Annotated in this window: 18 protein-coding genes, 2 pseudogenes and 1 riboswitch; of the genes and pseudogenes, 15 read left to right on the forward strand and 5 right to left on the reverse strand. The window is 53.1% G+C overall.

Going from position 1 to position 25,158, the window contains the following annotated elements:
• A pseudogene (locus BHMPCIPO_RS27405) lies at window positions 1-375 on the forward strand (transposase domain-containing protein); the annotation flags it as partial.
• A gap of 159 nt (window positions 376-534) precedes the next feature.
• Here BHMPCIPO_RS27405 and thiD (BHMPCIPO_RS27410) read toward each other — a convergent pair.
• Window positions 535-1,344, reverse strand: coding sequence for a bifunctional hydroxymethylpyrimidine kinase/phosphomethylpyrimidine kinase (gene thiD / locus BHMPCIPO_RS27410; protein ID WP_173519875.1), 810 nt, complete (start codon window positions 1,342-1,344; stop codon window positions 535-537).
• A 191-nt stretch (window positions 1,345-1,535) separates the two neighbouring features.
• Between thiD (BHMPCIPO_RS27410) and BHMPCIPO_RS27415 the strand changes: the two are divergent.
• Window positions 1,536-1,870, forward strand: a pseudogene (locus tag BHMPCIPO_RS27415) (transposase domain-containing protein); the annotation flags it as partial.
• 156 nt (window positions 1,871-2,026) lie between these two features.
• Here the strand turns inward: BHMPCIPO_RS27415 and thiD (BHMPCIPO_RS27420) are convergent.
• The 3 genes from thiD (BHMPCIPO_RS27420) to BHMPCIPO_RS27430 all read right to left on the reverse strand — a co-directional run bounded on the left by thiD (BHMPCIPO_RS27420) (window position 2,027) and on the right by BHMPCIPO_RS27430 (window position 6,130).
• Entirely contained in the window at window positions 2,027-2,836 is an 810-nt protein-coding gene (thiD, locus tag BHMPCIPO_RS27420) for a bifunctional hydroxymethylpyrimidine kinase/phosphomethylpyrimidine kinase (protein WP_173519875.1), read from the reverse strand.
• A gap of 254 nt (window positions 2,837-3,090) precedes the next feature.
• Window positions 3,091-3,193, reverse strand: a riboswitch (TPP riboswitch).
• A gap of 495 nt (window positions 3,194-3,688) precedes the next feature.
• Window positions 3,689-5,329 carry a hypothetical protein gene (locus BHMPCIPO_RS27425; RefSeq protein ID WP_173519876.1) on the reverse strand — a complete coding sequence of 547 codons (1,641 nt, stop codon included), beginning with the start codon at window positions 5,327-5,329 and terminating at the stop codon, window positions 3,689-3,691.
• A 399-nt stretch (window positions 5,330-5,728) separates the two neighbouring features.
• Complete coding sequence (locus tag BHMPCIPO_RS27430) at window positions 5,729-6,130, reverse strand: hypothetical protein (RefSeq protein WP_173519877.1); 402 nt, start codon at window positions 6,128-6,130, stop codon at window positions 5,729-5,731.
• Window positions 6,131-6,380: 250 nt separating this feature from the next.
• Between BHMPCIPO_RS27430 and BHMPCIPO_RS27435 the strand changes: the two genes are divergently transcribed.
• The 13 genes from BHMPCIPO_RS27435 to BHMPCIPO_RS27495 all read left to right on the forward strand — a co-directional run bounded on the left by BHMPCIPO_RS27435 (window position 6,381) and on the right by BHMPCIPO_RS27495 (window position 23,647).
• A complete protein-coding gene (locus BHMPCIPO_RS27435; protein WP_173519878.1) occupies window positions 6,381-7,208 on the forward strand; it encodes a class I SAM-dependent methyltransferase in 828 nt (275 codons plus the stop codon).
• Between the two features lie 20 nt (window positions 7,209-7,228).
• Window positions 7,229-8,272, forward strand: coding sequence for a hypothetical protein (locus BHMPCIPO_RS27440; protein WP_173519879.1), 1,044 nt, complete (start codon window positions 7,229-7,231; stop codon window positions 8,270-8,272).
• A 23-nt stretch (window positions 8,273-8,295) separates the two neighbouring features.
• Complete coding sequence (locus BHMPCIPO_RS27445) at window positions 8,296-9,576, forward strand: KpsE/RkpR family capsule polysaccharide export protein (RefSeq protein ID WP_173519880.1); 1,281 nt, start codon at window positions 8,296-8,298, stop codon at window positions 9,574-9,576.
• 9 nt (window positions 9,577-9,585) lie between these two features.
• On the forward strand, window positions 9,586-10,239 hold the full coding sequence (locus BHMPCIPO_RS27450) for an ABC transporter ATP-binding protein (RefSeq protein ID WP_173519881.1): 654 nt from the start codon (window positions 9,586-9,588) through the stop codon (window positions 10,237-10,239).
• A gap of 32 nt (window positions 10,240-10,271) precedes the next feature.
• Window positions 10,272-11,528 (forward strand): KpsE/RkpR family capsule polysaccharide export protein, encoded by a 1,257-nt coding sequence (locus BHMPCIPO_RS27455; RefSeq protein ID WP_173519882.1) that lies wholly within the window; start codon window positions 10,272-10,274, stop codon window positions 11,526-11,528.
• Between the two features lie 442 nt (window positions 11,529-11,970).
• Complete coding sequence (locus BHMPCIPO_RS27460; protein WP_246304579.1) at window positions 11,971-14,187, forward strand: glycosyltransferase family 2 protein; 2,217 nt, start codon at window positions 11,971-11,973, stop codon at window positions 14,185-14,187.
• Between the two features lie 46 nt (window positions 14,188-14,233).
• Window positions 14,234-14,791 carry a dTDP-4-dehydrorhamnose 3,5-epimerase gene (rfbC, locus tag BHMPCIPO_RS27465; protein ID WP_173519883.1) on the forward strand — a complete coding sequence of 186 codons (558 nt, stop codon included), beginning with the start codon at window positions 14,234-14,236 and terminating at the stop codon, window positions 14,789-14,791.
• Window positions 14,792-14,880: 89 nt separating this feature from the next.
• Window positions 14,881-15,948: a dTDP-glucose 4,6-dehydratase gene (rfbB, locus tag BHMPCIPO_RS27470; protein ID WP_173519884.1), complete on the forward strand. Its 1,068-nt coding sequence runs from the start codon at window positions 14,881-14,883 to the stop codon at window positions 15,946-15,948.
• Between the two features lie 8 nt (window positions 15,949-15,956).
• Window positions 15,957-16,853: a dTDP-4-dehydrorhamnose reductase gene (gene rfbD / locus BHMPCIPO_RS27475; protein WP_246304581.1), complete on the forward strand. Its 897-nt coding sequence runs from the start codon at window positions 15,957-15,959 to the stop codon at window positions 16,851-16,853.
• A gap of 27 nt (window positions 16,854-16,880) precedes the next feature.
• A complete protein-coding gene (rfbA, locus tag BHMPCIPO_RS27480; RefSeq protein ID WP_173520211.1) occupies window positions 16,881-17,780 on the forward strand; it encodes a glucose-1-phosphate thymidylyltransferase RfbA in 900 nt (299 codons plus the stop codon).
• Between the two features lie 70 nt (window positions 17,781-17,850).
• Window positions 17,851-21,465: a rhamnosyltransferase WsaF family glycosyltransferase gene (locus tag BHMPCIPO_RS27485; protein WP_173519886.1), complete on the forward strand. Its 3,615-nt coding sequence runs from the start codon at window positions 17,851-17,853 to the stop codon at window positions 21,463-21,465.
• A gap of 128 nt (window positions 21,466-21,593) precedes the next feature.
• On the forward strand, window positions 21,594-22,724 hold the full coding sequence (locus BHMPCIPO_RS27490) for a polysaccharide pyruvyl transferase family protein (protein WP_173519887.1): 1,131 nt from the start codon (window positions 21,594-21,596) through the stop codon (window positions 22,722-22,724).
• 116 nt (window positions 22,725-22,840) lie between these two features.
• Entirely contained in the window at window positions 22,841-23,647 is an 807-nt protein-coding gene (locus BHMPCIPO_RS27495) for an ABC transporter permease (protein ID WP_246304582.1), read from the forward strand.
• A 146-nt stretch (window positions 23,648-23,793) separates the two neighbouring features.
• Here the strand turns inward: BHMPCIPO_RS27495 and BHMPCIPO_RS27500 are convergent, their stop codons facing one another.
• Window positions 23,794-24,996, reverse strand: a complete 1,203-nt coding sequence (locus BHMPCIPO_RS27500; RefSeq protein WP_173519888.1) for a glycosyltransferase family protein — start codon at window positions 24,994-24,996, stop codon at window positions 23,794-23,796.
• Window positions 24,997-25,158: the final 162 nt, after the last annotated feature.

Here is a 25,158-nt window from a genome sequence, read left to right on the forward strand (position 1 = left end):
ACCATTCTGGCACGAAGATGCCGTTGAGTGGGAGCGTCCACCCCATCGCTCACTTCGTTTCGGAATCAGCGGCCGACTTCACTGGAATACGCAATCGGACCGCGGTGGCCAGCGCGCCGCCGCGATGTACAGCTTGATCGTCTCGGCCAAGATGAACGGCGTCGATCCGCAAGCCTGGCTTGCGGGTTTCGGTAATTCGCGGACAGCGATTCCACGACTGTCCGCGATTTACCGGAACCGGTGTCCCGTTAATCCGAAATCCGCACCTGGCTCGCCGACGTACTTCACCGCATCGCCGGTTATCCCGCGCATCGCATCGAGGAACTCTTGCCTTGGAATTGGAAGAGCGCGTCGCCAGCGGCGCACATGCACGCGGCCTACCGGCCATCCGGCCGCAACCGCGGATCGCAAATCACGCCGACAAAAATCCAAAAGCTCAGCCTGCGGCCTTCGCCGGATGCTTACAATGGAATGACCTGGTCTTCTTAAGCTGAATTTGAACGGGGAAACCGACACAAGGCTTCGGGGATGGCATTAATCGCCGCTCGGCCCCCACCACTGATGGAAGTGATGAACCGGCCCGCGCCCCTGCCCGATCGACAAGTTCTCTCCGGCAACAAGCGCCTCATGCAGATAAGTCTTGGCGGCCACAACCACGTCCTCAAGCGTCCGCCGAAGCGCAAGACCGGCGGCGATTGCGGCTGACAGCGTGCAGCCGGTGCCATGATCGTTCCTGGTTTCGACCCGCGCGCGCGACAGGCGCAAGGGGGTGTTCTCGTTGAAGAGGATATCCACCGCTTCGTCGCCCTTCGCATGCCCGCCTTTCATCAGCACGGCGCGTGCACCAAGCTTCAGGAGCAACTCTGCCTGGCGCGCCATTTCCGCCTCGTTCTCCGCAATCGCGCGTCCTGTCAACAACGCCGCTTCAGGCAGGTTCGGCGTCACGATGAGGCCAAGCGGCAGCAACTCCTCCTTGAGCGTCGCGATCGCATCCCGGTGCAACAAAACATCGCCTGAAGTGGCGACCATCACCGGATCGATGACTGCCATCTGTTGATACCGCTTCAAGCCGGACGCGATCGCCGCAATGGTCTCCTGGCGGGACACCATGCCAATCTTCACCGCGCCAACGGCGAGATCCGAAAACACGGCATCGATCTGGGCTGTGACGACGGCCGGAGAGATATCCTCGACCGCCCTGACGCCACGGGTGTTCTGCGCTGTGACAGCGGTTATCACGCTAGCACCATAGATGCCCAGCGCCGAAAACGTCTTCAGATCCGCCTGGATGCCGGCACCACCACCGGAATCCGAGCCTGCAATAGTGACAGCGATAGCGGTCATGCCTGGCTCCGCTGGAAGATAGAGATGCGTTGGAGCTGGCCGAATGCGCTCTCAATCCAGGTACCCAAGAAAGAGCCCGTTCCCAAGCGTGCTCTAACAATCAGCGAGGAAACCGAATGATCGAGCACGGGCATTGGGCGGCTCGGCTTCCGGGACTCCGCTTCGCGACATTCTAAACTACGTGCAGGCACCAACGCTCACTTCGTTTCGGAATCAGCGGCCGACTTCACTGGAATACGCAATCGGACCGCGGTGGCCAGCGCGCCGCCGCGATGTACAGCTTGATCGTCTCGGCCAAGATGAACGGCGTCGATCCGCAAGCCTGGCTTGCGGGTTTCGGTAATTCGCGGACAGCGATTCCACGACTGTCCGCGATTTACCGGAACCGGTGTCCCGTTAATCCGAAATCCGCACCTGGCTCGCCGACGTACTTCACCGCATCGCCGGTTATCCCGCGCATCGCATCGAGGAACTCTTGCCTTGGAATTGGAAGAGCGCGTCGCCAGCGGCGCACATGCACGCGGCCTACCGGCCATCCGGCCGCAACCGCGGATCGCAAATCACGCCGACAAAAATCCAAAAGCTCAGCCTGCGGCCTTCGCCGGATGCTTACAATGGAATGACCTGGTCTTCTTAAGCTGAATTTGAACGGGGAAACCGACACAAGGCTTCGGGGATGGCATTAATCGCCGCTCGGCCCCCACCACTGATGGAAGTGATGAACCGGCCCGCGCCCCTGCCCGATCGACAAGTTCTCTCCGGCAACAAGCGCCTCATGCAGATAAGTCTTGGCGGCCACAACCACGTCCTCAAGCGTCCGCCGAAGCGCAAGACCGGCGGCGATTGCGGCTGACAGCGTGCAGCCGGTGCCATGATCGTTCCTGGTTTCGACCCGCGCGCGCGACAGGCGCAAGGGGGTGTTCTCGTTGAAGAGGATATCCACCGCTTCGTCGCCCTTCGCATGCCCGCCTTTCATCAGCACGGCGCGTGCACCAAGCTTCAGGAGCAACTCTGCCTGGCGCGCCATTTCCGCCTCGTTCTCCGCAATCGCGCGTCCTGTCAACAACGCCGCTTCAGGCAGGTTCGGCGTCACGATGAGGCCAAGCGGCAGCAACTCCTCCTTGAGCGTCGCGATCGCATCCCGGTGCAACAAAACATCGCCTGAAGTGGCGACCATCACCGGATCGATGACTGCCATCTGTTGATACCGCTTCAAGCCGGACGCGATCGCCGCAATGGTCTCCTGGCGGGACACCATGCCAATCTTCACCGCGCCAACGGCGAGATCCGAAAACACGGCATCGATCTGGGCTGTGACGACGGCCGGAGAGATATCCTCGACCGCCCTGACGCCACGGGTGTTCTGCGCTGTGACAGCGGTTATCACGCTAGCACCATAGATGCCCAGCGCCGAAAACGTCTTCAGATCCGCCTGGATGCCGGCACCACCACCGGAATCCGAGCCTGCAATAGTGACAGCGATAGCGGTCATGCCTGGCTCCGCTGGAAGATAGAGATGCGTTGGAGCTGGCCGAATGCGCTCTCAATCCAGGTACCCAAGAAAGAGCCCGTTCCCAAGCGTGCTCTAACAATCAGCGAGGAAACCGAATGATCGAGCACGGGCATTGGGCGGCTCGGCTTCCGGGACTCCGCTTCGCGACATTCTAAACTACGTGCAGGCACCAACGATCTCCCAAAATCAAGTGACGGAGATCCAAATGAACGGCAGAGACGCGGCTGATGTGCCAGATAGGCCCTTGCCGTTCCTACGCCGGTATGATCCGGATCAGGTTCAAGGGTCTGGCTCACCGCCATCTCAGCACGCTCAGGTGCGCCCCTCGGCATTAACGAATGCTATGGGAGCATAAGAGGGAATGTCAATCGCCCGAGTTCGCATTGCAAAGACGTCGGCTCGATGCAGAAGTTGGAAGGGGGCCAAGGCTTAGACACGAAAAAGGCCCCTTTTGCCTCAGGAGCGCAAGGAGCCTTCTGTCTGAGCGTTCGACTTCACAGACGCTGTAACCTTACTTTTCTTCTCCGATAACGCAAGCAGCAATCGCTTGGCGGCCCGCTCCGACAGCAGAATTGTCACGCACTATAGCAGCGTCGAAACTCGTGCGTAGAGGTGGCGGATTATGGTGCCGATAACTCGCGGCAAGCCTGAGCGCTCGCGACGTGGTCGCATGCCTCAAGGGACCGCTTTGCTTCTTGTTTTCAACTTCTCGAGGCGCTTGCGGCTAATAGTCAGAAGGTCGACAACAGCTTATGACACGAATTTCGGATTCAGATGACTAGCAACGGACCTGCCGCGCGCAACCACCCAAAAAGTTGAATAGCGTTTCGCCTATCGCGGACGCAAAAGGAGTTGCGTCATCGCTGGCGCTTGAACGATAACGCCACCGGCAGTCGCCCTGACTTCCACCCTGATGCGGCTCCCGATCGCGACAGCCAAAACAGCAGAGTTCATCATGATATCGGCTTCTGGGCCATCCGCTGCGAAAACCGCCACCTCCTCATAACCCGTTCCGGTATCGAGCAAGGTCCTAGCTTCGCACCGTCCTTCTCCCGTTTCCTTTAGCTGGATCCTAGCAACGACTTCGATCTGCGTTACACCCGCTGGGGTGGTGAACTCACCGCTATCTGTGCTTGGTTCGAAATCTATCCCTAGTCGTGCTGCGGCTTGCTCAGCGACGAATGGGACAGTCGTCCAAACGCCCGCCGGTATTTCCATTGGGGCTTCTATCGTTCCCCTCGTAGCGAGTTCGTCGCCGTAGCCCTCCCAGGTAATGCGGCGATGCAGTTCGCTTGTTGAGAAGCGGTACATTGTGGAAACGGTTTCGTTTCCCTCCAAGTCCCGTTCCGCCTTGTTTTTCGAGATAATAAGATCCTGGGCGCCGCTAACACCATCATCACGGGCATCGAGAAAAACCGTTCTTTCGCTTGCCAGATTCTCGGAAACCCGGCCGTTTCGTACCGACCCGATCATGCGGATCGCGGTTTTATGGTATTTCTGTCGATCCATCCCGCTGAAGAACTTATTCCGAGCGATGGTCGCGGCCGGGCAATATTTCAGGACAATATCGGTCTGCTCGTCGCCGACCTCTATGTCGTTGCGCGCATAGATGAGATTGTCCACCACGTTAACCTGACTGTATCCCTCGATGTTGATCGCTTCGTAGCTCGCGTTGATGTGCGAAAGGGCAACCTCGATATGCGGAATGCCCTTTGGCTCGGCCGCGAAGTGAAGCCCGCGGCCAACGCGTACAAGAAAACAGCCGTGCATCCGGAAGCCTTCAAGGCTCGTAGGTCCATCCGAACTGCAGCCAACGCCAAGATTGTACATGTACGTCGCCGTCATGATGACATCGTTCGCCGCCGCGAGAACAACGCCTTCGCCCTGCGGATCTTCATCGGCCTTACCGTTAAACCAACATCCAATGATCTGCCCGTTGCCCTTGTTTCGGACTTCTAAGCATCGCGTGAAATAGTTGCGCCTGTCTTCTTGGCTTGCACCAAACCCAACATCTTCGAGGGCAAACCCCTTGCCGGTGGTCGCTTCGCTCCAGGACATACTTAATGCCGTACCCTCGTCGGGGCGCTGAGGCATGAATGAAAGTCCTCGAAAACTGTACTGCGATCCGGGACCGCCGTGGATGTTGATGCCACCTCCCTCACATCGAATAAGGGTGGCGCCCATCCCCTCACCCGTCAGCGAAACTCTCACTGGGTCGTCGGCGTTCAATTCGATAGGCGCATCGAGGTCGAGGGCTTTGCCACTTGGAATTCTGATATTAATGCCAGAGGCAGCGCTTTCTTTAAGAGCGTTCTGCAACCGAGACCGAAATGTCCGCCCAGAAAAGTCCAGGACAGACCACTCCTTTCGCTCGCTCGATATCGGCGGCGACGGGTAACCTTGCTCCTGAGCAAAGGCTCCGGCCGATATCGCCCCAAGAGCCATCCCCTTCAGGAATGCCCGGCGGTCCACGGCTTCAGTCCCTGAGGATCACGGCCATCGCCGCACCTTTCTGTTGAACTCCGCCTCATTTGTCCATTCTTCTCCCGCAAGTTCCACCTGATGCTTCGCGACAATCGCCTCGTCGCACTTCGCCTGCCTCACCTCGAAATCGATTTGGAATCGTTCCAGAGTAAAGTCGATGAGACCAAAGCGATGTGAATCCAACGTTTCCAGACGGTGCGATCCAAAGTTCCGTCAATACCAGCATGCATGTTGCCACGGGTATTAAATGTTGGCATTCCGTGGATCACGTCTATCCTTCAAATCTTATTGCGACCCGCCAACTCAACAGTTGGTCATCGTTTTTTGAACGCCGCGCGCCCAGTTGGGCTCCGCGAGCAACACTGCGACCCACCATTTCAAGTTTACTCAAGCAGTCTTGGAACCACTTTTCCGGCCTTCTCTGTATCCGGCGTCGCGAAAGTGGTTCCTCAGCAGTTCGGCCCAATTCTGTTCGTTAATGAGGGGATGCAGATCGGGATGTGCCCTCGCATATTCCAGCGGGTCAAAGTCCCCATATCCGGGGAAACGGTTTTCGTAGAAGCCGCACAAACAATAGTGCTGCTTGCCTGATTCGAAATCACCCTTTTCTACAGCCTGCTTAACATCCGGGTGCAGCGAAAGGTATTCAGTCTCATTGAAAGGAGCAATCTCCAATATCGTGTTTATAAGGGCCTTAAAGCCCTCGCGATCGATCGATAGAGAGTCCAAGCCTTCGTCGTAGCCCTTGAGCTTCAATGTCCTTTTGATAGCGTCGAAAGATAATACCATAGCCAACCACCAGCTTCAAAATTATGGCGGCTTCTACAGCAGCGCAACCGTAAGTGTCAACGTTTTGCCAGCAACCAAAAAGCCTGCCGCTTTCCCTGCGCGGCCCCTCTCCCGAAGACCGATTGGCTCCGTAGGTTCGTGAAAATGCTTGGACGCGGCCGTCTCTCCCGCCGGGGGCGCCATTCGCCTTTGCGTTTACACGCTTCATTTCCTATAAGGCGTCCCATCATCCGTCGACACGAGAATTTCCATGCTCAAATATTGGCGCAAACTCAAACAAAAAAACACAAACCTCGAAACAGTAGATTCGGTATTTGATCAATATACCAAGTCCGCTCCCTCGCATCAAAACGCCATCGACGCCTTACAAGGTTGGAATTCAGCATTTCCCTCAAGTCTGAAATTGCGGGCCGGGCAGCATCCGCTCTTTGCAGACGGCCGTATTGCATGGGCGTTGCAACAGTTCGGATCGATCGAAAACAAAACAGTCCTCGAAATTGGTCCGCTTGAAGCAATGCATACCTACATGCTTAACATTAAGCGGCCAGCGAAAATCGACGCAGTTGAAGCAAATCAACTCTGCTTCCTTCGTTGTCTGGTGACCAAAGAAATCCTCGATCTTGATCGCGCCCATTTCTATCTTGGTGATGCCCTGCGCTGGCTCGAGACCCATGATGAACGCTATGATCTGGCGGTAGCCTCTGGCGTTCTCTACCACATGGCCGATCCGGCAGAGTTTCTCTGCCGGCTTGCTGACCGATCGGATAGCCTTTTCATCTGGACTCACTTTTTCGACGACGCGGCGATGCCGGCGCATGATGTTAGAAGAACGCCGTTCACAGGACGGGTAGAGGAGCGGGTCGTGAAAGATCTCAAGCTTCGTTACTACGAGCGGGGCTATTTGCAGGCCAATGCAAATAAGTCGTTCTGCGGCGGAATGAAGGATAGGCACTTTTGGATGCACCGCGACGAAATCTTGAAACTTCTAAATGCATTGGGCTTCAACAATATCACCATCAATAATGAACAGCCCGATCACAAGGGCGGACCATGCTTTTCACTGTTCGCACGTCGCTAACGTGAGCCAGGGGCCCGCACTTGCTCTTTAACCTCGAAAATGACCGTGGTGACGTCGTGGAGGGGTATCTCATCCCAGACGGATTTGCTGATCGACCGCAGATTGTCGTTTCCGATGCCTCAGGCACTATAGCCGTACTTTCCTGCGATCAGATGCGCCAGGCCGTAGTGGCATCTGGCCGTCACCAAACCGGTTTAGTCGGGTTTCGCCTGGACAAGTCAAATATTCCCGATCTTCGATCGTGCTCGACTCTAACAATCCGAGACCAGAAAAGCGGTCTCCTCATTTATCGCCGCCCGCTCGGCCCTCAACAAGTGGATAAAAAGATTCTGCGGCTGGAGACGCAGCTTTTGCCATTGGTCAAGCTCGATCAATATATCGGGGGAAGGTTCCAGTACTCGGTACAGTCTGTCGAGCGTTTCGGCCATGAGACAGCTTTGCAGGCGTTTCACCTAAACGCGATCAAGTCAATATTTATTAGCGGCCGCTTGCTCGCAAGAAACTATCAGGAGTTCTTCGATAAAGGATTCACCGGGGTCGTCTTGCTGACTGACCCTTATTACGAAATGGCCGCGCGGATTTCAATTTTGAAGAGGATGGCCAACGTCCCTCTAAGCTTCATCGGAGAAAGAGATAAAATTACTCTTTCCCCGGCAGTACAATACTTGGAGAGCATGGACTTAGACGAGCTCCAATCGATTAAACAACATCTGAAAAGAGCGCCACCCAAAGTCCGCAATGTGCTGGTCTCCCCGACGACACGGCAGTTCGCGTGCACCGATCCCGAACAACTAACAACTCGACGCGACATTGCATCCGCAATCGATCTCCTTTCGCGGTTTGATATCATTGGGCACAATAATGACACAATCCCGTTTGCTCATGCGGTGGGCGAACTCCTGAATATCGATTCTGACAACATACCGATACCAGAGCGCTACTCGATGATCGAACGATTAGCGGATATGTTGCGCGGGCTCCCAATTGCAGAACTATATTTGGAGGACGATTTGATCCTCGACCACTATGTCCGGGCGGCAATAAAGAACAGCCATTCGGAATAAACACAATCGCCAGAACCAGCCGAATGCCAGACACAAAAGTTAAAGACCGAGCGCGGTCGTCCGCGTTATTAGGCCCTATCGCTGCAATGTCCCGACTAGCACCGCCGCGTCTTCGGCAGCGGCTGCAGAGAATATCAGATGTTGTTGTCGATGTTGAGGTCCAGGTCGAGGACGCATTCTCGCATGACGGCGAGCCGAACGCCAAAGGCGGGGGACGCCCTCCTTACGCATTTATAAGCTATTTGGCATTTGTGATCGTTCCGTTTCTCGCGACGTCGTTGTATTACGCATTCATCGCATCGGATCAGTATATAGCAGAGGCACGTTTCGCGGTTCGCTCAATAGCCGACGAAGCGGTTAAAGACGACGTGGATAGCAGCGTCATGTCGACACGACCCGTGTCTCAAGACGCATACATCGTCACCAGCTTCATTCACTCCACCGAAATTTTGGAGAGACTATCAAAGAAAATAGATTACAGGTCCGTCTTCTCCGGCAGCACTACGGACTTCCTTTCGCGATTCAGCAGAGAAGGAACAAAAGAACAACTATTGAAGTATTGGGACAACCAGGTAAACACTTCTATAGACGGGCCTTCTGGCATTGTTACACTTAGAACTAGGGCTTTTACGCCGGCAGATGCGACCCGGTTAGCAGAGCTAATTATTAGTGAAAGTGAAACGCTCATTAACGAATTATCCGAACGAGCCCAAAAAGATGTTGAGGCTCGTTTTGGAAAAGAAGTTGAACGAACAAGCGAGCTTTACCGCGCTGCATTGCTAGCTTTAAATAAGTTTCAAAATTCATCGAGGCTACTCAGTCCCGAGTCACAGGCAACAGAAACCGGAAAGCTACTTGCGGGCCTGCTTCAGAGGAAGCTGGAGGTTGATTCTCGTCTCTTTGTACTTAAACAAACGAATGTGGAAGACTCCCCCGCCTATCAGCAACTGAAACTTAACAAGCAGAGCGTAGAGGCTCAAATTGAGAAACTGCATGCGGAAATGACGGGGGCCGACAACGCAAATGCAAATTTGGCCAAGTCTTTCGTTCGGTTCTCGCAACTCGAGACGGATCGTAGAGTCGCGGAAAGTTTGTACGAGATTGCGCGGCAGAACCTTGACACTGCGCAAGCTCAAGCCGTACGGCAAGCACTTTATATCGTCGTCTTTGTTCAGCCGAGCGTTCCACAGGACTCACTGTATCCCCACCGAATTTCAACACCGCTGCTTGTGCTCTTGGCACTCACAATCGGATGGACGACAATTGCCCTCATATGGGCATCAGTCGAAGATCATCGCCTCTAGGAGATGAGCATGATCCGATTTCAGAACGTTTCCAAACACTTTCGTACCGAGCAGCACAAAAAGGTAATTCTCGACCGAGTCAATGTTGAATTCCTACCCGGCTATTCGTACGGACTGCTCGGTGTAAACGGGGCCGGTAAATCCACGACAATGAAAATGATCGCCGGATCGCTGCTTCCAAATTCCGGAAGGATATTTAAGGACGTCCGCGTCTCCTGGCCGCTCGGCTTCGCCGGTGGCTTTCATCCGAAAATGACCGGCAAAGACAACCTGAACTTTGTTGCCAGGGTCTATGGGGAGGATGTACGGCGTGTCACAAACTTCGTCGAAGAGTTTGCCGAGCTTGGAGACTACTTAAACGCTCCGGTTCACACTTACTCTTCAGGTATGATGGCCAGACTTGCGTTTGGCCTGTCTATGGCTATCGAGTTTGACTGTTATCTCGTGGACGAAATCACTGCTGTGGGTGATGCCCGATTTCAGGCGCGCTGTAGGGCTGCATTCGACAATAGACGCAAGAATTCCGATATCATCATGATTTCCCACAGTATGCAGACCATCAATGTCTACTGTGACAAGGGTATGGTCCTTGTAGATGGTCAGATTCTGGTCTTCGACAAAATTGAAGCGGCAATAGAAACTTACTATCGCCTCAACCGGTAACGTTGCCGCCGAGGCATGGAACAACGAACAAGATGCGAAAGCTCGAAAACGAAGACCGTTCGACGAACGCGCTGGAGAAGAGCCGGTCGGCCGCCAAGGCCTTAGCCGTGACCGCCCGAAAGCTCCGCTTTTCTACATCCAATCGCAGCGACCTCTATAGAGTCGTAGGCCTGCGCCCGCGATTGGTCGATAGAGTTTTCGCGTCTTTGCGCGTCATAAATACCGTATCCCTGCTGATCGTGCCACCTGCGGCAGCTATCGCCTACTACGGCTTCATCGCCTCCGATCAGTACCAATCGGAGGCGCGCTTCACTGTACGTGCATCTACTCCGGCCTTGGGAAAAGATCAGCTAGGCCGCGTCAGTGGGCTTCCTTCTGCGAAAATCATCCAGGATACGCAGATAGTTACAAATTTCATTTCTAGCCGCGCGATGGTTGAAGCGCTTGAGCAGCAACTGAACATACGTAGCCTTTATCGGGGCCCCTCTGTCGACTGGATATCGAGTCTTGGTAATGATGCTACCTATGAGGAGCTTCTCGAATACTGGAACAAGATGACAAGCACGTCGATAAGCCCCTCAAGTGGAATTGTTACCGTCAAGGTCCGGGCATTCTCGGCAACGGACGCGCAGCGTATTCTGACCGCTGTCGTGAGTTCGTCGGAAAAGGCAATCAACGATCTTAACAACAGGATTTGGCGTGACGTGATTGTAACGGCGGAAGACAACCTGAAGCGATCCACGGAAACGTTGCAAAACGTTCGTGAGCGCCTGCTAGCAGAGCAAAACAAATCCGGGGTGCTCACTGTTGAAGGATCATCTGCGATTTTAACCAACCTGCTCACGTCTGTGCAGAGTGAAAAGATAGCCTTGGAGCAGACATATGCAGTGAAGCTCGAGAGCATTTCTCCGAATACCCCACATATGCGTGTTCTGGCGCGGGAGATCGAAAGTAAGGACGCGCAAATAAAAGAACTTCAGGAGCAAATAGCGGGAAGCTCCGATACTGAAAAAAACCTCGCCGGGGTCTCACTTGATTTCCAGAGATTGCAGTTTGAGAAACAGTTAGCGGAACAGCAGTTTGCATCGAGCATCCGAACCTTTGAGCAGGTACAATTTATCAGCAAGCAACAGCTTATGTATCTAGACCCGTTCCTGCCCCCAAGCCTTCCCGACGCCGCACAATATCCTAGACGCTTGTTCTGGATCTTATGCGTAACATTCACATCGATAGCTGGATGGGTAGCTTCATTTGGGCTGCTCGCAATCATACGGAATAAGATAAATTGAAACTATATTTAATGATATTACACCATTGAGGACACGGTGACTTGATCGTTTTTCCGGATTTCAATTTAAAACTGCAAACGGCGGCTCCGACCCTTCGATTTACGTGGGAGTTCACACAGTCAGTTTTACCGTCTTGCTGACGCACGACAACCCGTTATCACCATACCATTTGCCGGAGACGCCCGTCTCGCTGTAGAAGAAGGGTGCGCCTTCCCGCTGAGCGTTCCGGGAACGCGAACACGGCAAACTTCGTTTGAGGCAGGCTAAAAATGACATCGTCCGACATCACCAAGAGATCTGCAGGAAACGCGTGTATGTCGTCGTTCTCTTAGAGATCAATGAGTTGTAGACCTGCGATAATTCCATCGCGCAGACACCAATAATATGCTGGTGCTTCTCTTCAGGAGACACTGTCGCAATGTAAAATCCTAAGGAACTGAAGTTGAGACGATTGATAGTCCGCGCAGAAAACGATCTCTCCGAGCTCCAATCGGGAGACTCCATTCAAGGGAATTATTGGCAGGCAGAAGGAGACGACCCGTTCTTCGTAATTTCGTTCCCTCCAGTTAGGCAACGGTATCTTTTGATTTCATTGAAAGGTGACGATTCTTTTCTTGATCCGAAGATATATTATAACGGAGGTCGCGGCTTTCGTGAAGAATCTTCGGTTGATATGGGAACGGGCAAAGAATTCATTATTGTTGTCGATATAGGCTCTCTCGGCACAATCTGTTCAATACGCCTCGACCCCGCGACCGCTCCATGTACTTTCTGCCTTGATATTGCGAGCTTTCATTCACGGAATGCTGCCGAAGAGTACGTCGAGCGGCTCCAGCGGAGCCGGCCGCTCGCAACCTTGAAGCGGCTTGAAGACATCCCGCGTTATTGGCAGAGCATCCGCATACCATCATTTGCAAAGCGGAAATCCACATTGACTCGCTATGTGGAGCGCGCCGAAGAACTGGCAATTGCCGCTGCCACCCCGGCACCTGCGGAATCTCCCATCCCTTGGCTAAGTATTGTCGTTCCGGTTTACAACGCCCCGGCACGCTACCTCAACGATTTGCTGAAATCCTATCTCACCCAAGACATCAGTGGCGTTGAACTTGTGCTGAGCGACGACGGTTCGTCATCACCTGATACGCTGGCTTGGCTAAGAGCCCACGCGTGCGCCAACGTAAAGGTGATCCTCAACGAGAGAAACCAAGGAATCGCGAGGACGACAAACGTTGGCATCGAAGCAGCAAGGGGCGCGTGGATTGCACTGCTTGACCACGACGATCTGATCGCGCCAAAGGCCCTCAAAGTCGTCTATAGCGCCCTTCTCTCGAATCCATCAGCTCAGTTTCTTTATACGGACGAGCTTGTCGTCGACGACGCGCTGAAGCCAATAGGGGTAATGCTCAAACCAGCGTTCGATCCCGTGCTACTATCCGGCGTGAACTACATTAATCATTTCTCGTTCTATCGACGTCAACGATTAGTTGAAATCGGCCTTCTACGCCGTGGTTTCGAAGGCTCACAAGACTACGACCTTCTGCTGCGCTATCTTCGGGGAATACCTGAGAAAGAGATCTTCCATCTTCCTTATCCCGCGTATTGGTGGCGGCGAACCGGCAAGACATTCTCCCGGAAGTTCATCGAACAATCGACGGAAAATGCTAGAAAGGCGCTGATGGAAAGATATTCTTCTCACACAGCAAAAGTCGGGGTGAGCGAAGCCAATACGCCAACCTTACATAGAGTCCAGTTCGCCAACCCCAACGAGAAAATGCCCCTTATCTCCATCATTATACCTAATAAGGACTCTCACAGTCTTATGAGGAGGGTGCTGGACGACTTGTATCACCGTACCGACTACCCGAACGTTGAGATCATCGTGATTGACAATGGAACGACCGACCATCGTGTCCTCGATCTCTACCACGAGTATCGGACGAAATATGCCTCGTTTTCGGCCCACGTCAGCTCCGAGCCATTCAATTTCTCCCGGTCAATCAACAAGGGGATGCGGTTGGCCAAAGGCGAGCACTTCTTGCTCCTAAACAACGATATCGAAGTTATCGATGAGAGTTGGCTGAAGGAGATGGTATCCTGTCTGCGCTACAGTGATACTGGGATCGTCGGAGCTAAACTCTTGTATCCAAGCCAGCGTATACAACACGCCGGAGTCATTGTCGGCTTCGGTGGCCTTGCGGGTCATTGGTATCTCAATAAGGCCAAGAGTTACGGCGGTCCAATGAACCGATTGCATGTCAGATCGTCGATGACCTGTGTAACAGGAGCAGTGATGCTGATTTCGCGTGAGTGCGCTGAAACAGTCGGACAATGGGACGAAGAAAATTTCGCTGTTGCATACAACGACGTAGATTACTGCGTTCGAGCGTACAAAGCAGGCTACAGAATCGTATGGACACCGTTTGCCTGCCTTTATCATCACGAGTCTGTCTCCCGAGGCTCAGACCTAAGTGGAGATCGAAAGGAGCGTTTCGATCGAGAAAAAGCGAACCTTCGCGAACTCCACGCCACAACGTCTTTTGCGGATCCCGCTACGAACCCGGGTTACAGCAATGACAGATCTGAACCACGCGTGGTTCCCTTCAATCAACTACCTGGACCGCGGACGTGGTTTCAATATGGGGTTGCGCCAGGCAGCTGAATCTTGATAGAGGACGACATTTAAAGTATGTGACGGAAGGTTACTTATGAAGTTCGAACGAACAAAAATTTCTGACGTGGTATTGATATCGCCTCAGAAATTCGGCGACGCGCGAGGCTTCTTTATGGAGACCTTTCGACTTGGCCTGTTCGAGGAAATGGTAGGACCATTCCAGTTCGTGCAGGACAATCAATCGCTTTCACGGGATAGGGGCACTGTGCGAGGCCTCCATTTCCAGGTCTCGCCTAAGGCACAAGGCAAGCTTGTACGTTGCATTGCGGGCGCAATTCTGGATGTGGCCGTCGACATTCGCAGCGGTTCGCCAACATACGGGCAACACGTAGCGATCGAACTCAGCCAGGAGAACGCTCAGCAACTTTGGATTCCACCTGGGTTTGCGCACGGCTTCTGCACGCTCGAGCCTAATACCGAAATCAGCTACAAGGTAACGGAATATTACAGCCCGGAACACGACCGAGGGTTGCTCTGGAACGATGTAGGATTAGCCATTCAGTGGCCGGTCGACGAAGAGCGCGCGGTTCTGTCAGAAAAAGATAGAAAGCTCCCACCGCTCTCCGCTTTGGTGCCACATTTTTCCTACTAGAAACACGAGCATTAGAAAACAATCTGATTGTATTTGAACACGTTCGAAATCGAGCGGGTGATTGACCAATTTAGAACGGGGAAGGCAGCATGCGGATCTTAGTAACGGGTGGGGCAGGCTTTATTGGATCAGCGCTTGTTCGGCATCTGGTCCTCGACAAAGGGTATGAAGTTCTAACGGTAGACAAGCTGACCTACGCGGGTACGCTCACATCGCTGGCTTCGGTGAGCGACAATCCTAGCCATCGTTTTCTCCGCGCGGATATCTGCGACCAAGGCGCAATCGCCCAGGCATTCGAGACCTTCCGACCGACACGCGTGATGCATCTGGCAGCCGAAAGCCACGTCGACCGATCTATCACCGGCGCTCGGGAGTTTATCGATACGAATGTTCTTGGAACATTCAACATGCTTGAGTGCGCGCGGTTGTATTGGTCATCGTTGAGCCCGGATGACAAGGCCAGCTTCCGGTTTCTGCACGTTTCGACCGATGAGGTCTATGGCTCGCTGAGACAAGACGGCTTCTTCACGGAGCAGACACCGTACGATCCAAGTTCGCCGTATTCAGCCTCAAAAGCTGCTTCCGACCATCTTGCGAAGGCATGGGAACGGACTTACGGCCTTCCAGTCATTGTGTCGAACTGCTCCAACAACTATGGACCGTTTCATTTTCCCGAGAAGCTAATTCCCTTGATGATTCTCAATGCTCTTGAACGGCACCCTCTGCCGGTCTACGGCGACGGTGGTAATGTTCGAGACTGGCTTTATGTGGACGATCACGCGCGAGCGTTAGACATCATTGCCGAACGAGGTAGACCGGGAGAAACTTACAACGTTGGCGGGCGTAACGAGCGCCGAAACATCGATGTCGTGAGGCGCATCTGCGAATTGATGGATGCCCACAGGCCCAACAAATCCCCGCACTCCGATCTCATCACATTTGTGCAGGACAGACCGGGACACGATGCGCGATACGCAATCGATGCGACGAGGCTCGAAACCGAGTTGGGCTGGAAAGCTCAGGAGGACTTCGATAGTGGCATCGAAAAGACGGTGAGATGGTATATCGAGAACGAATGGTGGTGGGCGCCCTTAAAAAAGAGCTACGCGCTCGACCGCCTTGGACTTCTCAAGGCAAGCGCTGTACGAACAGCATGAGCGCGCCTATGCGGAAGGTAATCGTCACCGGCTGCGAGGGACAGGTTGCTCGTTCGATTATAGAGAGAGCGATGCACCTACGCGAATTGGAATTTGTCACGATTGGCAGACCAGAACTGGATCTCGCTGATCCGGCGGGTCTGACCAAGAAACTGGTCGATTTGAAACCTAACGCGATTGTCTCCGCAGCGGCATATACTGCTGTGGACAAGGCGGAGGGCGATGTCAAAACAGCTTTCCGGATCAATGGTGAGGCTCCCCGAGAGATCGCGAAAGCAGCTTCTGTGCTTAGAATACCCCTGGTTCACCTTTCGACTGATTACGTCTTTGACGGGAGTAAGTCTGACCCGTATTCCGAAACTGATCTGACGTGTCCCGTTAGCGTTTATGGAGCCTCAAAGCTACTCGGAGAACAGGCTATCGCAGACACTACGGACAACTATGCGGTACTGCGCACCGCTTGGGTCTATAGTCCATTTAGCCGGAATTTTCTGCTGACGATGCTTAGACTGGCCCAGGACCGCGAGGAAATTTCTGTCGTCGATGATCAACATGGCAACCCAACCTCCGCGTTGGACATCGCGGACGGAGTGATAGCGGTTGTTCAGAACCTGATTGCAAGTGACGCATCTGAACTTCGAGGCACCTTTCACATGACGGCCAGCGGCACCGCGAGTTGGGCTGACTTCGCAAGCTACATTTTTGCTGTCGCTAACGATCTCGGTATACCAACAAGCCGGGTAAGACGCATATCGACTAACGAGTACCCTACTCCGGCGCGCCGCCCGGCAAATTCAAGGCTCTCCTGTGAACGTCTGGCAGACATTCACGGCGTTCGCCTGCCGGATTGGCAGGCTTCCACTATGGCGGTTATTAAACGGCTCGCAACTCATGGTTGTGCTTGAAAAACAAACGATGGAGCATTGTACGGTATGAAGGGAATAATTCTTGCCGGCGGCAGCGGTACTCGTTTACATCCTATGACTCTTGTCATGTCGAAACAATTGATGCCGGTCTACGACAAGCCGATGATCTATTACCCGCTGTCGACGCTGATGCTTGCCGGCATCCGGGAAATCCTCATCATCTCTACCCCTCAAGATCTCCCCAATTTCAGGCGCCTTCTCGGCGACGGCTCGCAATGGGGTATTGAGCTTTCCTATGCCGAGCAACCTAGCCCGGGAGGCCTAGCGCAGGCGTACATCATCGGCGCCGATTTCATCGGCAGCAAGCCGTCGTGCTTAATTTTGGGCGACAACATCTTCCACGGGCACGGAATTACCGAACTTTTTAAGAGTGCGATGGAGAAGACAGACGGCGCAACCGTATTTGCATATCATGTAACGGATCCCGAACGATATGGCGTTGTCGAATTCGATCGCAATATGAAAGCAATATCAATCGAAGAAAAACCTGAAAAGCCGAAATCATCATGGGCTGTTACTGGGTTATACTTTTACGATAAGGAAATCGTCGATATCGCAGCTAACCTCAAGCCATCGGCTCGCGGGGAACTGGAAATCACGGACGCAAATCGGATCTACCTAGACAACAATAAACTTAACGTCGAACTTATGGGACGCGGCTACGCTTGGCTAGACACTGGTACGCCGGACAGCCTACTCGACGCTGGTGAATTCGTGGCAACCCTTGAGCGGCGCCAAGGCTTTAAGATTTCCTGCCCTGAGGAAATCGCTTACAAGATGGGTTTCATTTCGGCGCAGCAACTTGAAGGCCTCGCATTGCAGCTGGGAAAAAGTTCGTACGGAAAATATTTGCTTCATGTGAGCTCTGAATCACCCACCGATCCTGTAAGCACCGGATACTTCTAATAGACTCTCGCGACAATTTTAAACTACCCGGCCTGGAAGCTTATTCAGGAACCGTCAGGACTTAGCACCGATGAATATGTTTAGCGGAAAAACGAAAAGTCACACGTCTGCAATTCGTAACAGTATTCTCTTTGACGAGGATTACTACAGATCCAATGCATCTGTTCCGCATAATGAGGATGCAGCCCTGCATTATCTTAGAAACTGGCGAAAGAGCACGACGGAACCGTCTCGCTTCTTTGATACCAAGTTTTATTTAGATATGTACAAGGACGTCAGTGCAAGCCGCTACTGCCCTTTGCTGCACTACGTTTTGTACGGCTGGAAAGAAGTCCGGGCACCCTCCCCTCTATTTGACAGGGCCGGGTTCCTTGATCGGCACCCGTTGATCGACGCCTCAAAGTCCGATCCGGCAACTTGTTGCCTCATGCTGTACGGGAGTTATGACTGGAGAACCGGTGCTTCGTCGCAAGTAGCGGACAGCGGAGATAGGGTCGTTCGGCAAACAGTTCAGCGTCAACCACTAGATGCACAGACAGAGGCTCAATGCCGATCATTGTTTGATCACGAATTCTATCTGTCAATGTATCCCGACGTCCGTGACGCGAACGTTGACCCATTTTCGCATTTTATGACCTTCGGACATAGAGAAAATAGAGATCCGAGCCCTACTTTTGACACGTATTTCTATGCCAAGAGCCACTTAGCTAATTCATCAGAGAACCCTCTAATACATTTTGTAAAGGCGGGGATGGGACCGAACCTCCCAACGCATTCTCGGAATTTACTGAAGCTAGATCTCACTTCCGAGATGGACTCGACGACGTTGACCATATGTGTTCACGTTCATTGCTTCTATCCACATCTAATAGGCGAGATCTGCAAGGGACTTCTAAACTTACCTGGCGGCAGCCATGTGATATTCACAGTTTGTAGCCAGCCAGACAGACTTTTTGTAGAAAACTACCTCCGCAAAATCGGCCTGACTCTAACGAGCGACGTCAGAGTGGTTCCAAACTCGGGAAGAGACATCGCACCGTTTATTGTCGGGACAGCTGACATTTGGCAAAATTACGACCTTGTACTGCATTTGCATACCAAGCACAGTCCGCACATAAGCTGGGGTGCAAATTGGCGGCGTTATTTGCTGGACCAACTTTTGGGTACGGCGGAACTCGTAAATAGTGTTTTGCGTGAATTCGAGAAAGATGAAACGTTAGGCGCATTCTATCCAAGCAATTACTTCCAAATCAAAAAACCAATCGATGAGAACCCAAACACTGACCGAGTCCGGGGCACACTTAGCCTTCTTGGCATCAAGTTTGCCGACGCCTTCCCAGACGAGTTTCCTGCGGGTTCAATGTGTTGGTATCGAACCAAAACGCTTCGGAAGCTGATCGACAAGATCAACAGTTGGGCTTTGTTCGAAGAAGAGGCTGGGCAGATCGATAGCACTTTTGCTCATGCTCTTGAGCGCGTTCTGCCCATGGTGGTGCGGTCGCAGGGCTATTCTGTCCGGCAATACGTGACTTCAAGACGGCAACTCATGGGGACCCCATTACCTGCCCCCGGACGAGATAAGCCGAATTGTGCAGTCACAGACTCTTGGCCGAGGGACACGCCAAAGGCTGCGGCCCGGCCACGCTCACAATTGGCGCCGTTGTCAAGGGCGTTCAACGGCAAGGCCCTTGATATACATTGGATTATACCCGGGTTTGGCAAAGGCGCCGGCGGGCACATGACTATTTTCCGTATGGTCAAGTTTCTTGAACAGTTCGGCCACAAACAGACCATATGGCTACAAAATGCAACAAATATGCCCGATCCAGAGGTCGCGAAGCAGAGAATTGTCGAATGGTATGCGCCGATTGGTCCGTATGTCCATGTATTGCATTTACCCGAAGATATTCGGCAACTCTCTGGCGACGTAATAATCGCGACTGACTGCTGGACCGCGTTTCCAGTCAGTAGAGCAACGAAATTTAAAGAGCGCTTCTATTTCGTCCAGGACTTTGAGCCCGATTTCCACCCCGCGGGCGAAAATCGGCTCGTAGCGGAAAGTACTTACGACTTCGGCTTCTCGGCCCTTTGCGCTGGCGCATGGTTGTACGACATGATGGTGAAGAGGGGTCTGTGGGCCCGTCAGTGGGACCTGTGCGCCGATCATAGCGTCTACTTCCCAACTTTGCGCAGGGCTTCTGGTAATGAAATCCAAATCGCCATGTACGCACGCCCTTACACGCCGCGACGGGCAGTGCAGCTTGGGTATGCGGCACTGGAACTGTTGGCTACCCGCGGCCGCCGATTTATGGTTCATCTTTTCGGAGAAGAGAACCTCAATGTCCCGTACGACTTTCCACACATCCAGCACGGCATCTTGGATCATGAGAAGCTCGCAGATCTCTACCGTTCATCGGATATTGGGGTGGTTTTTTCGGCAACCAACTATTCGCTCATCCCGCTTGAAATGGCTGCCTGCGGCTTACCAGTGGTTGAGCTAGATGTGCCGAGCACTCGTGCAATTTTCCATAACGATGAGGTAACGTTCGCACAACCATTGCCCCATAGCATCGCGGACGCCCTTGAGCGCCTTATAGATCATCCAGCCGAACGCGTCTCGCAAAGCAACAGAGCGTTGGAGTTCGTGAAGAAGAATTCGTGGGAACACAGCGCCCGGCTGGTGGAGAAGGCTTTGAACGATCGGTTACTGAGTCTGGGGTATCACGAAGTGCGGTTCCCTGCGCTGGCTGCGCCGAGTATTGTTTCGAAGCGCAAAGTTTCAGTCTTCATTCCTACTTACAACGCCGGTGAGGAGATTACTCGCGTCCTAGAACAGGTGGTTACGCAAGAATGTGATTTTAACTTTGACGTCCTTGTTATTGATAGCCAATCATCCGATGACACAGAAGATAGGGTCAGGGCATTTTCGGGTCGAGGCGTCCGATTCGAGCAGATCGAGAAGAAGCATTTTCAACACGGAAGAACGCGAAATCTGGGCATCTCAATGACGGACGGTGAGTATGTCGCAATTCTGACGCAGGACGCTCAACCCAAGAACCCACAGTGGTTATCGAAGTTGATTGGCGGTTTCGACCGCGGAAACCGAGTTGCCGGCGTGACGGGCCGCCACGAAGCCTACCCCACTCACGGTCCGTTTGTCGCGCAAGATATGAAACAGCATTTCGATGGTTTGGCGTTGCTGCCCGACGTGGTCGATTTGAGCCAAGGTCTGCCGAGTAATTACTCTCCCGGTGGTGTGACTTGGAGGATGCTGACTAATTTCTATTCAGACAACAATTCAGCGATATCTAGAGACGTATGGAAGCAACTTCCTTATCCTGAAATCGAGTGGGGAGAAGATTACGTTTGGGCTTCGCTTGCTCTCAAAGCGGGATTCCAGAAAGTGTATGTCGACGAAGCTGTCGTCTTGCATTCACACGATTTTGATGAAGAAACACTCTTGAAGACAGCCGTGACTGAAGGAGAGTTCTGGGCTCGCGAGTTTGGCATTCGCCTTCATGACGATGAACAGGCGACGATTGCCGCATTAAATGCACGCGACCAGAAATTCGCTACGGAGAATGGCATCAGCAAGCTCATGCTCAGCAAGAGGCAAAAAAAGAACAGACTTCTCGTGAAAGGGCGCTTGCAAGGGTGGCGAAATTGCTATGAAGAACGCAACTGATGACAAGTTGGGGGTAAGCCTGTCTTGGCGTCATGAGCATTCTGGTAACCAGTGTGCTCGCACTTAGACCGTAAATGCTTCACGAACCTAGGTAGGCGGCTTCCGCAGGACTGGGTGTAGAATAAGGCATGGGCGTACGCCTGGCCCACTGGGATGGTAATATGTTTGAAAAACCGATTGTTCTTGGAATTTTCTCCCAACAAGTTGGGAGTGGTGTAACGCTGCAACAATTGTTTTCAAACTACGGAAATAACACTGGAAATATGCTATTCAGTGAGAGTCTACTCAGGGGGGTATCCGGTGCGACACGCGGACACTTGGGTTTCTCTGAAGCCGATATTGAAGAGCGAGATTGCATAATTCTAGCCGCTGCGAATTGGCTAAACCCAGGCATGGATTTCGCTGGCCTTGCGGCACGGCTCGAGAAGACCAAGCTGCCGGTTATAGCGGTTGGTCTCGGCGCGCAGTCACCCCTAGATCAGTCGATGCCGGTTTTGAAGGAAGGAACAAAAAGACTAATCAGTCTGATCTCGGATCGATCTGCGTCAGTCTCTGTGCGAGGCGCTTTTTCGGGTGAGGTCCTGGAGCACTATGGGGTTAAGAACGTAGCCGTCACTGGCTGCCCCTCGTTACTGTTAGCCGGTAAAAGCGCCCCTAAACTGAGGACTTACAATCCTGCGGATCAGCAGGCTATATCGGTTGGCGCCACTCGTCATGGGTTTCACGGCACCGACAGCTTCCAGTTATATATTTATCGGCAGGCCGCGAAACAGAACCTTGAGCTAATTCTGCAATCGGAATTGGCCGATATGTACTTCTCTCTTCGCAGATTGAATAACGTCGATATATTGTCGAAATCCACGGAGTTGCTCACAAAAACCTATGGAATAGACGAAAAGAGATTGCATCAATACCTCTGCAATAAAGCAAAGGTCTTCTTTGACCTTGATGAATGGATATCCCACATGACGCAGCGCAGCCTCTATGTTGGCACACGCCTTCATGGCGCGGTTGCCGCGCTCCTAGCTGGCACCCCAGCGACTTTGATTGCCCACGACTCGCGCACGCTTGAGGTAGCTGAGTGCCTTCATATCCCCTACGTGCGCAGTTCCGACATTAACACTCAAACAGATTGTGACTTTAGAAAGCTGCATAGATCTGAGTGCCTTCGGAATTTTGAGGAAGGTTACAGACAATACCTCAAAGGTTTCCTTGACTTCTTCGCGACGGTGAAACTGAAGGTGTCATTGAGAGCATAAGGACACAGCAGCGTAATGATTTGTGAAAGGGAAACGCGGCCATCGGCGAGGGTATCTCTTCGTTAGACGCTGAGGTGCGATTCAAGCTACAAAGCACATAACTGAGAGATCATGGAATGGCCACCAATCGCCGAACTGGCAACCCGACGATTATCGACGCGCTGAAACGCAAGAAGAGTGTCATGAGCGCGGTGATCTTGCGGGATATGCGTACCCGGTTTTTCAATCATGGCCTCGGATTCCTCGTTGTTGTCATGTGGCCACTCGCTCATATGATGATACTTTTGCTGATTGCGCGACTTACGGGGCGAAACACTCCGTATGGAGAAAGCCTGAATGTTTTCTTCGCCACCGGATTGATTCCAACACTCGCCTTTATGTACGTGTCGCGGTTTATGTCTTATTCAATGATCCTGAATAGACCGATGCTGGCGTTCCCACTTGTGAAGCCGTTCGACATAATGGCTGGCCGTGCTTTTCTTGAGATTATCGCCGCCTGTCTTACGCTGGCGACTATGCTAACTATTCTGACGCTCACCGGCGAGGATCCAATACCCTTCGATATCGAGCAAGCTGTGCTCGCGTACATGTCAGTGCTGTTGCTTGCTGTGGGAGTTGGCACACTGGTCGGTGTTATCGTTACATTTTTCCCACCATTCGTGACGGTCTACGCTTTATCTTTGATTCTCATATACTTGTCGTCGGGAACAATGCTGGTTGTTTCGCAGTTGCCTGATCAGATCGCCATACCGCTTTCGTATAACCCTGTGACTGGCGTCGTTGAGTGGATGCGTACGGCGTATTTTCCGACATATAGCGACCGACTTGTCAGCAAGCCATACATCATCGGATTTGGCTTGGGGGCACTTTTCTTGGGGCTCTTGACAGAGCGCGTGCTACGCAGCAGGGTTTTGGAAGGATAGTTGACCTAAGTTCAAAGCCCCAATAGCCAATTGCTAAAGGCGCAAATCTATTGCGAGAGGCATTGTGGCCGGCGTGCAATCTAATCTAATCCTATCTCCAGCGAATAGGCGTCGCGCGATAAGTAGAACAAGGCGACTAGGTTCTTTCAGGTCAACCGATCATCTCTAAGGACATCAAGCCCTTTGCCGGCGGCTGACGTCATTTGGAACACCGCCCGCCGAGTTGCCGCCATCGCTCGCTCACGCACTGAGAAATCATCGATAAGTTGAAATAGCGTGCTTCGCCAGTCGTCCTCAACGTACGGCAGCCGGATTTCTCCATCATTGCACGAGTAGCCGTAAGCCTCTCCCTCAGAGAATACGGCGGCTGCTTGGTAGCGCGCAACGTCTATACGCTTGGTAGACGATCGGCTATCGTTGACGTGAGATGGCGCCAACGGAACGAGCATGATGTCAATACGCCGAGCATTTGCGTCGCCCAGATACTCCAGCCACGGCATCGGCTCACGGATTTGTACGCGATCAAGTCCTCGCCAGATCACTGCTGCACGTCGATCTGCAAACACCTCAAACCGAGCTTGCGGGCGCTCACGCAAAACCTCCGCTATAATCGGTCGGAGGAAACGATGTTCTTCCACGTGTACCCCGGTCGCGTGATAGGCGATCAAGACCTCTCCATTCGCCGGATCACACGTTTTAACATCGTCGTCTGTGTTAGACCAAAGCGATTTCGGTGGGGCCGGCGGCAATACAACGGCCTTCGCCTGCCCCAGGCGAGACGCGAGGTTTGATGTGGAGGTCCAAACGATATCCAAATGCCTGTTCAGGCGGCCAAGCGGCCAAAGGGCGCGGTACCAAAGGAATAGCCGATAGAGAAAATCCGCATCCTTCCCTGTTATGACAGCAGGGATGTCGTCGTCCACGAACAAGCCCACACCTGAGAGACGCCCCTCGTTGTGGTCAATCCAGCGAAGGGCGGACGGAGATGCGTAGCGACATATGATGACGAAAGCGCCGTCAGCGTCCAGATCCGGTGTTTCTTGGCCGCGAATATCTGCCACCTGATAGGGCGGCATTTCAGGTGCCTGCAGCCGCGCTGCAAGGTAGTAGTCAAACGTCGGATTCGGTATCCGCCCGAACACGATGATCCGCTTTACGCGGCGCCTCGGGCGACCGCAGGCCCCTTCTCGCAGCCGTGGCTGAGGCAATCGCCGCTCAATCCAGTGCGCCATCCGTTCACGCGCTCTGCTCAAACTCTCCACCTCGGCGAGATTTCTCGGATGGGCTTTGCAAACGACTTCTTCGGCGATGAATGAGAGGTTCGGATTGTAACAGGGATCGGATTTCAAGGTATCGCTCCAACGCTCATGCATGGCTCAATCGTACAAGATGCTGAGGCCTTTCGGAACAAATCGTTGGCGCGGAGGCCCTTTTGTGATGCAGCATCGCCACCTCGCGTGTCCATACAAAACGCGGCCCGTAGCAACGCGATCGCTGGAGTTTGCTCATCC

Source organism: Ensifer sesbaniae, from assembly GCF_013283665.1.
GTDB classification, from domain to species: domain Bacteria; phylum Pseudomonadota; class Alphaproteobacteria; order Rhizobiales; family Rhizobiaceae; genus Ensifer; species Ensifer sesbaniae.

Coding starts and splice junctions, on each gene's coding strand:
- thiD (WP_173519875.1), bottom strand. CDS start 1,344: ATGACCGCTATCGCTGTCACTATTGCAGGCTCGGATTCCGGTGGTGGT.
- thiD (WP_173519875.1), bottom strand. CDS start 2,836: ATGACCGCTATCGCTGTCACTATTGCAGGCTCGGATTCCGGTGGTGGT.
- BHMPCIPO_RS27430 (WP_173519877.1), bottom strand. CDS start 6,130: ATGGTATTATCTTTCGACGCTATCAAAAGGACATTGAAGCTCAAGGGC.
- BHMPCIPO_RS27435 (WP_173519878.1), top strand. CDS start 6,381: ATGCTCAAATATTGGCGCAAACTCAAACAAAAAAACACAAACCTCGAA.
- BHMPCIPO_RS27445 (WP_173519880.1), top strand. CDS start 8,296: ATGCCAGACACAAAAGTTAAAGACCGAGCGCGGTCGTCCGCGTTATTA.
- BHMPCIPO_RS27450 (WP_173519881.1), top strand. CDS start 9,586: ATGATCCGATTTCAGAACGTTTCCAAACACTTTCGTACCGAGCAGCAC.
- BHMPCIPO_RS27455 (WP_173519882.1), top strand. CDS start 10,272: ATGCGAAAGCTCGAAAACGAAGACCGTTCGACGAACGCGCTGGAGAAG.
- rfbC (WP_173519883.1), top strand. CDS start 14,234: ATGAAGTTCGAACGAACAAAAATTTCTGACGTGGTATTGATATCGCCT.
- rfbB (WP_173519884.1), top strand. CDS start 14,881: ATGCGGATCTTAGTAACGGGTGGGGCAGGCTTTATTGGATCAGCGCTT.
- rfbD (WP_246304581.1), top strand. CDS start 15,957: ATGCGGAAGGTAATCGTCACCGGCTGCGAGGGACAGGTTGCTCGTTCG.
- rfbA (WP_173520211.1), top strand. CDS start 16,881: ATGAAGGGAATAATTCTTGCCGGCGGCAGCGGTACTCGTTTACATCCT.
- BHMPCIPO_RS27485 (WP_173519886.1), top strand. CDS start 17,851: ATGAATATGTTTAGCGGAAAAACGAAAAGTCACACGTCTGCAATTCGT.
- BHMPCIPO_RS27490 (WP_173519887.1), top strand. CDS start 21,594: ATGGGCGTACGCCTGGCCCACTGGGATGGTAATATGTTTGAAAAACCG.
- BHMPCIPO_RS27495 (WP_246304582.1), top strand. CDS start 22,841: ATGGCCACCAATCGCCGAACTGGCAACCCGACGATTATCGACGCGCTG.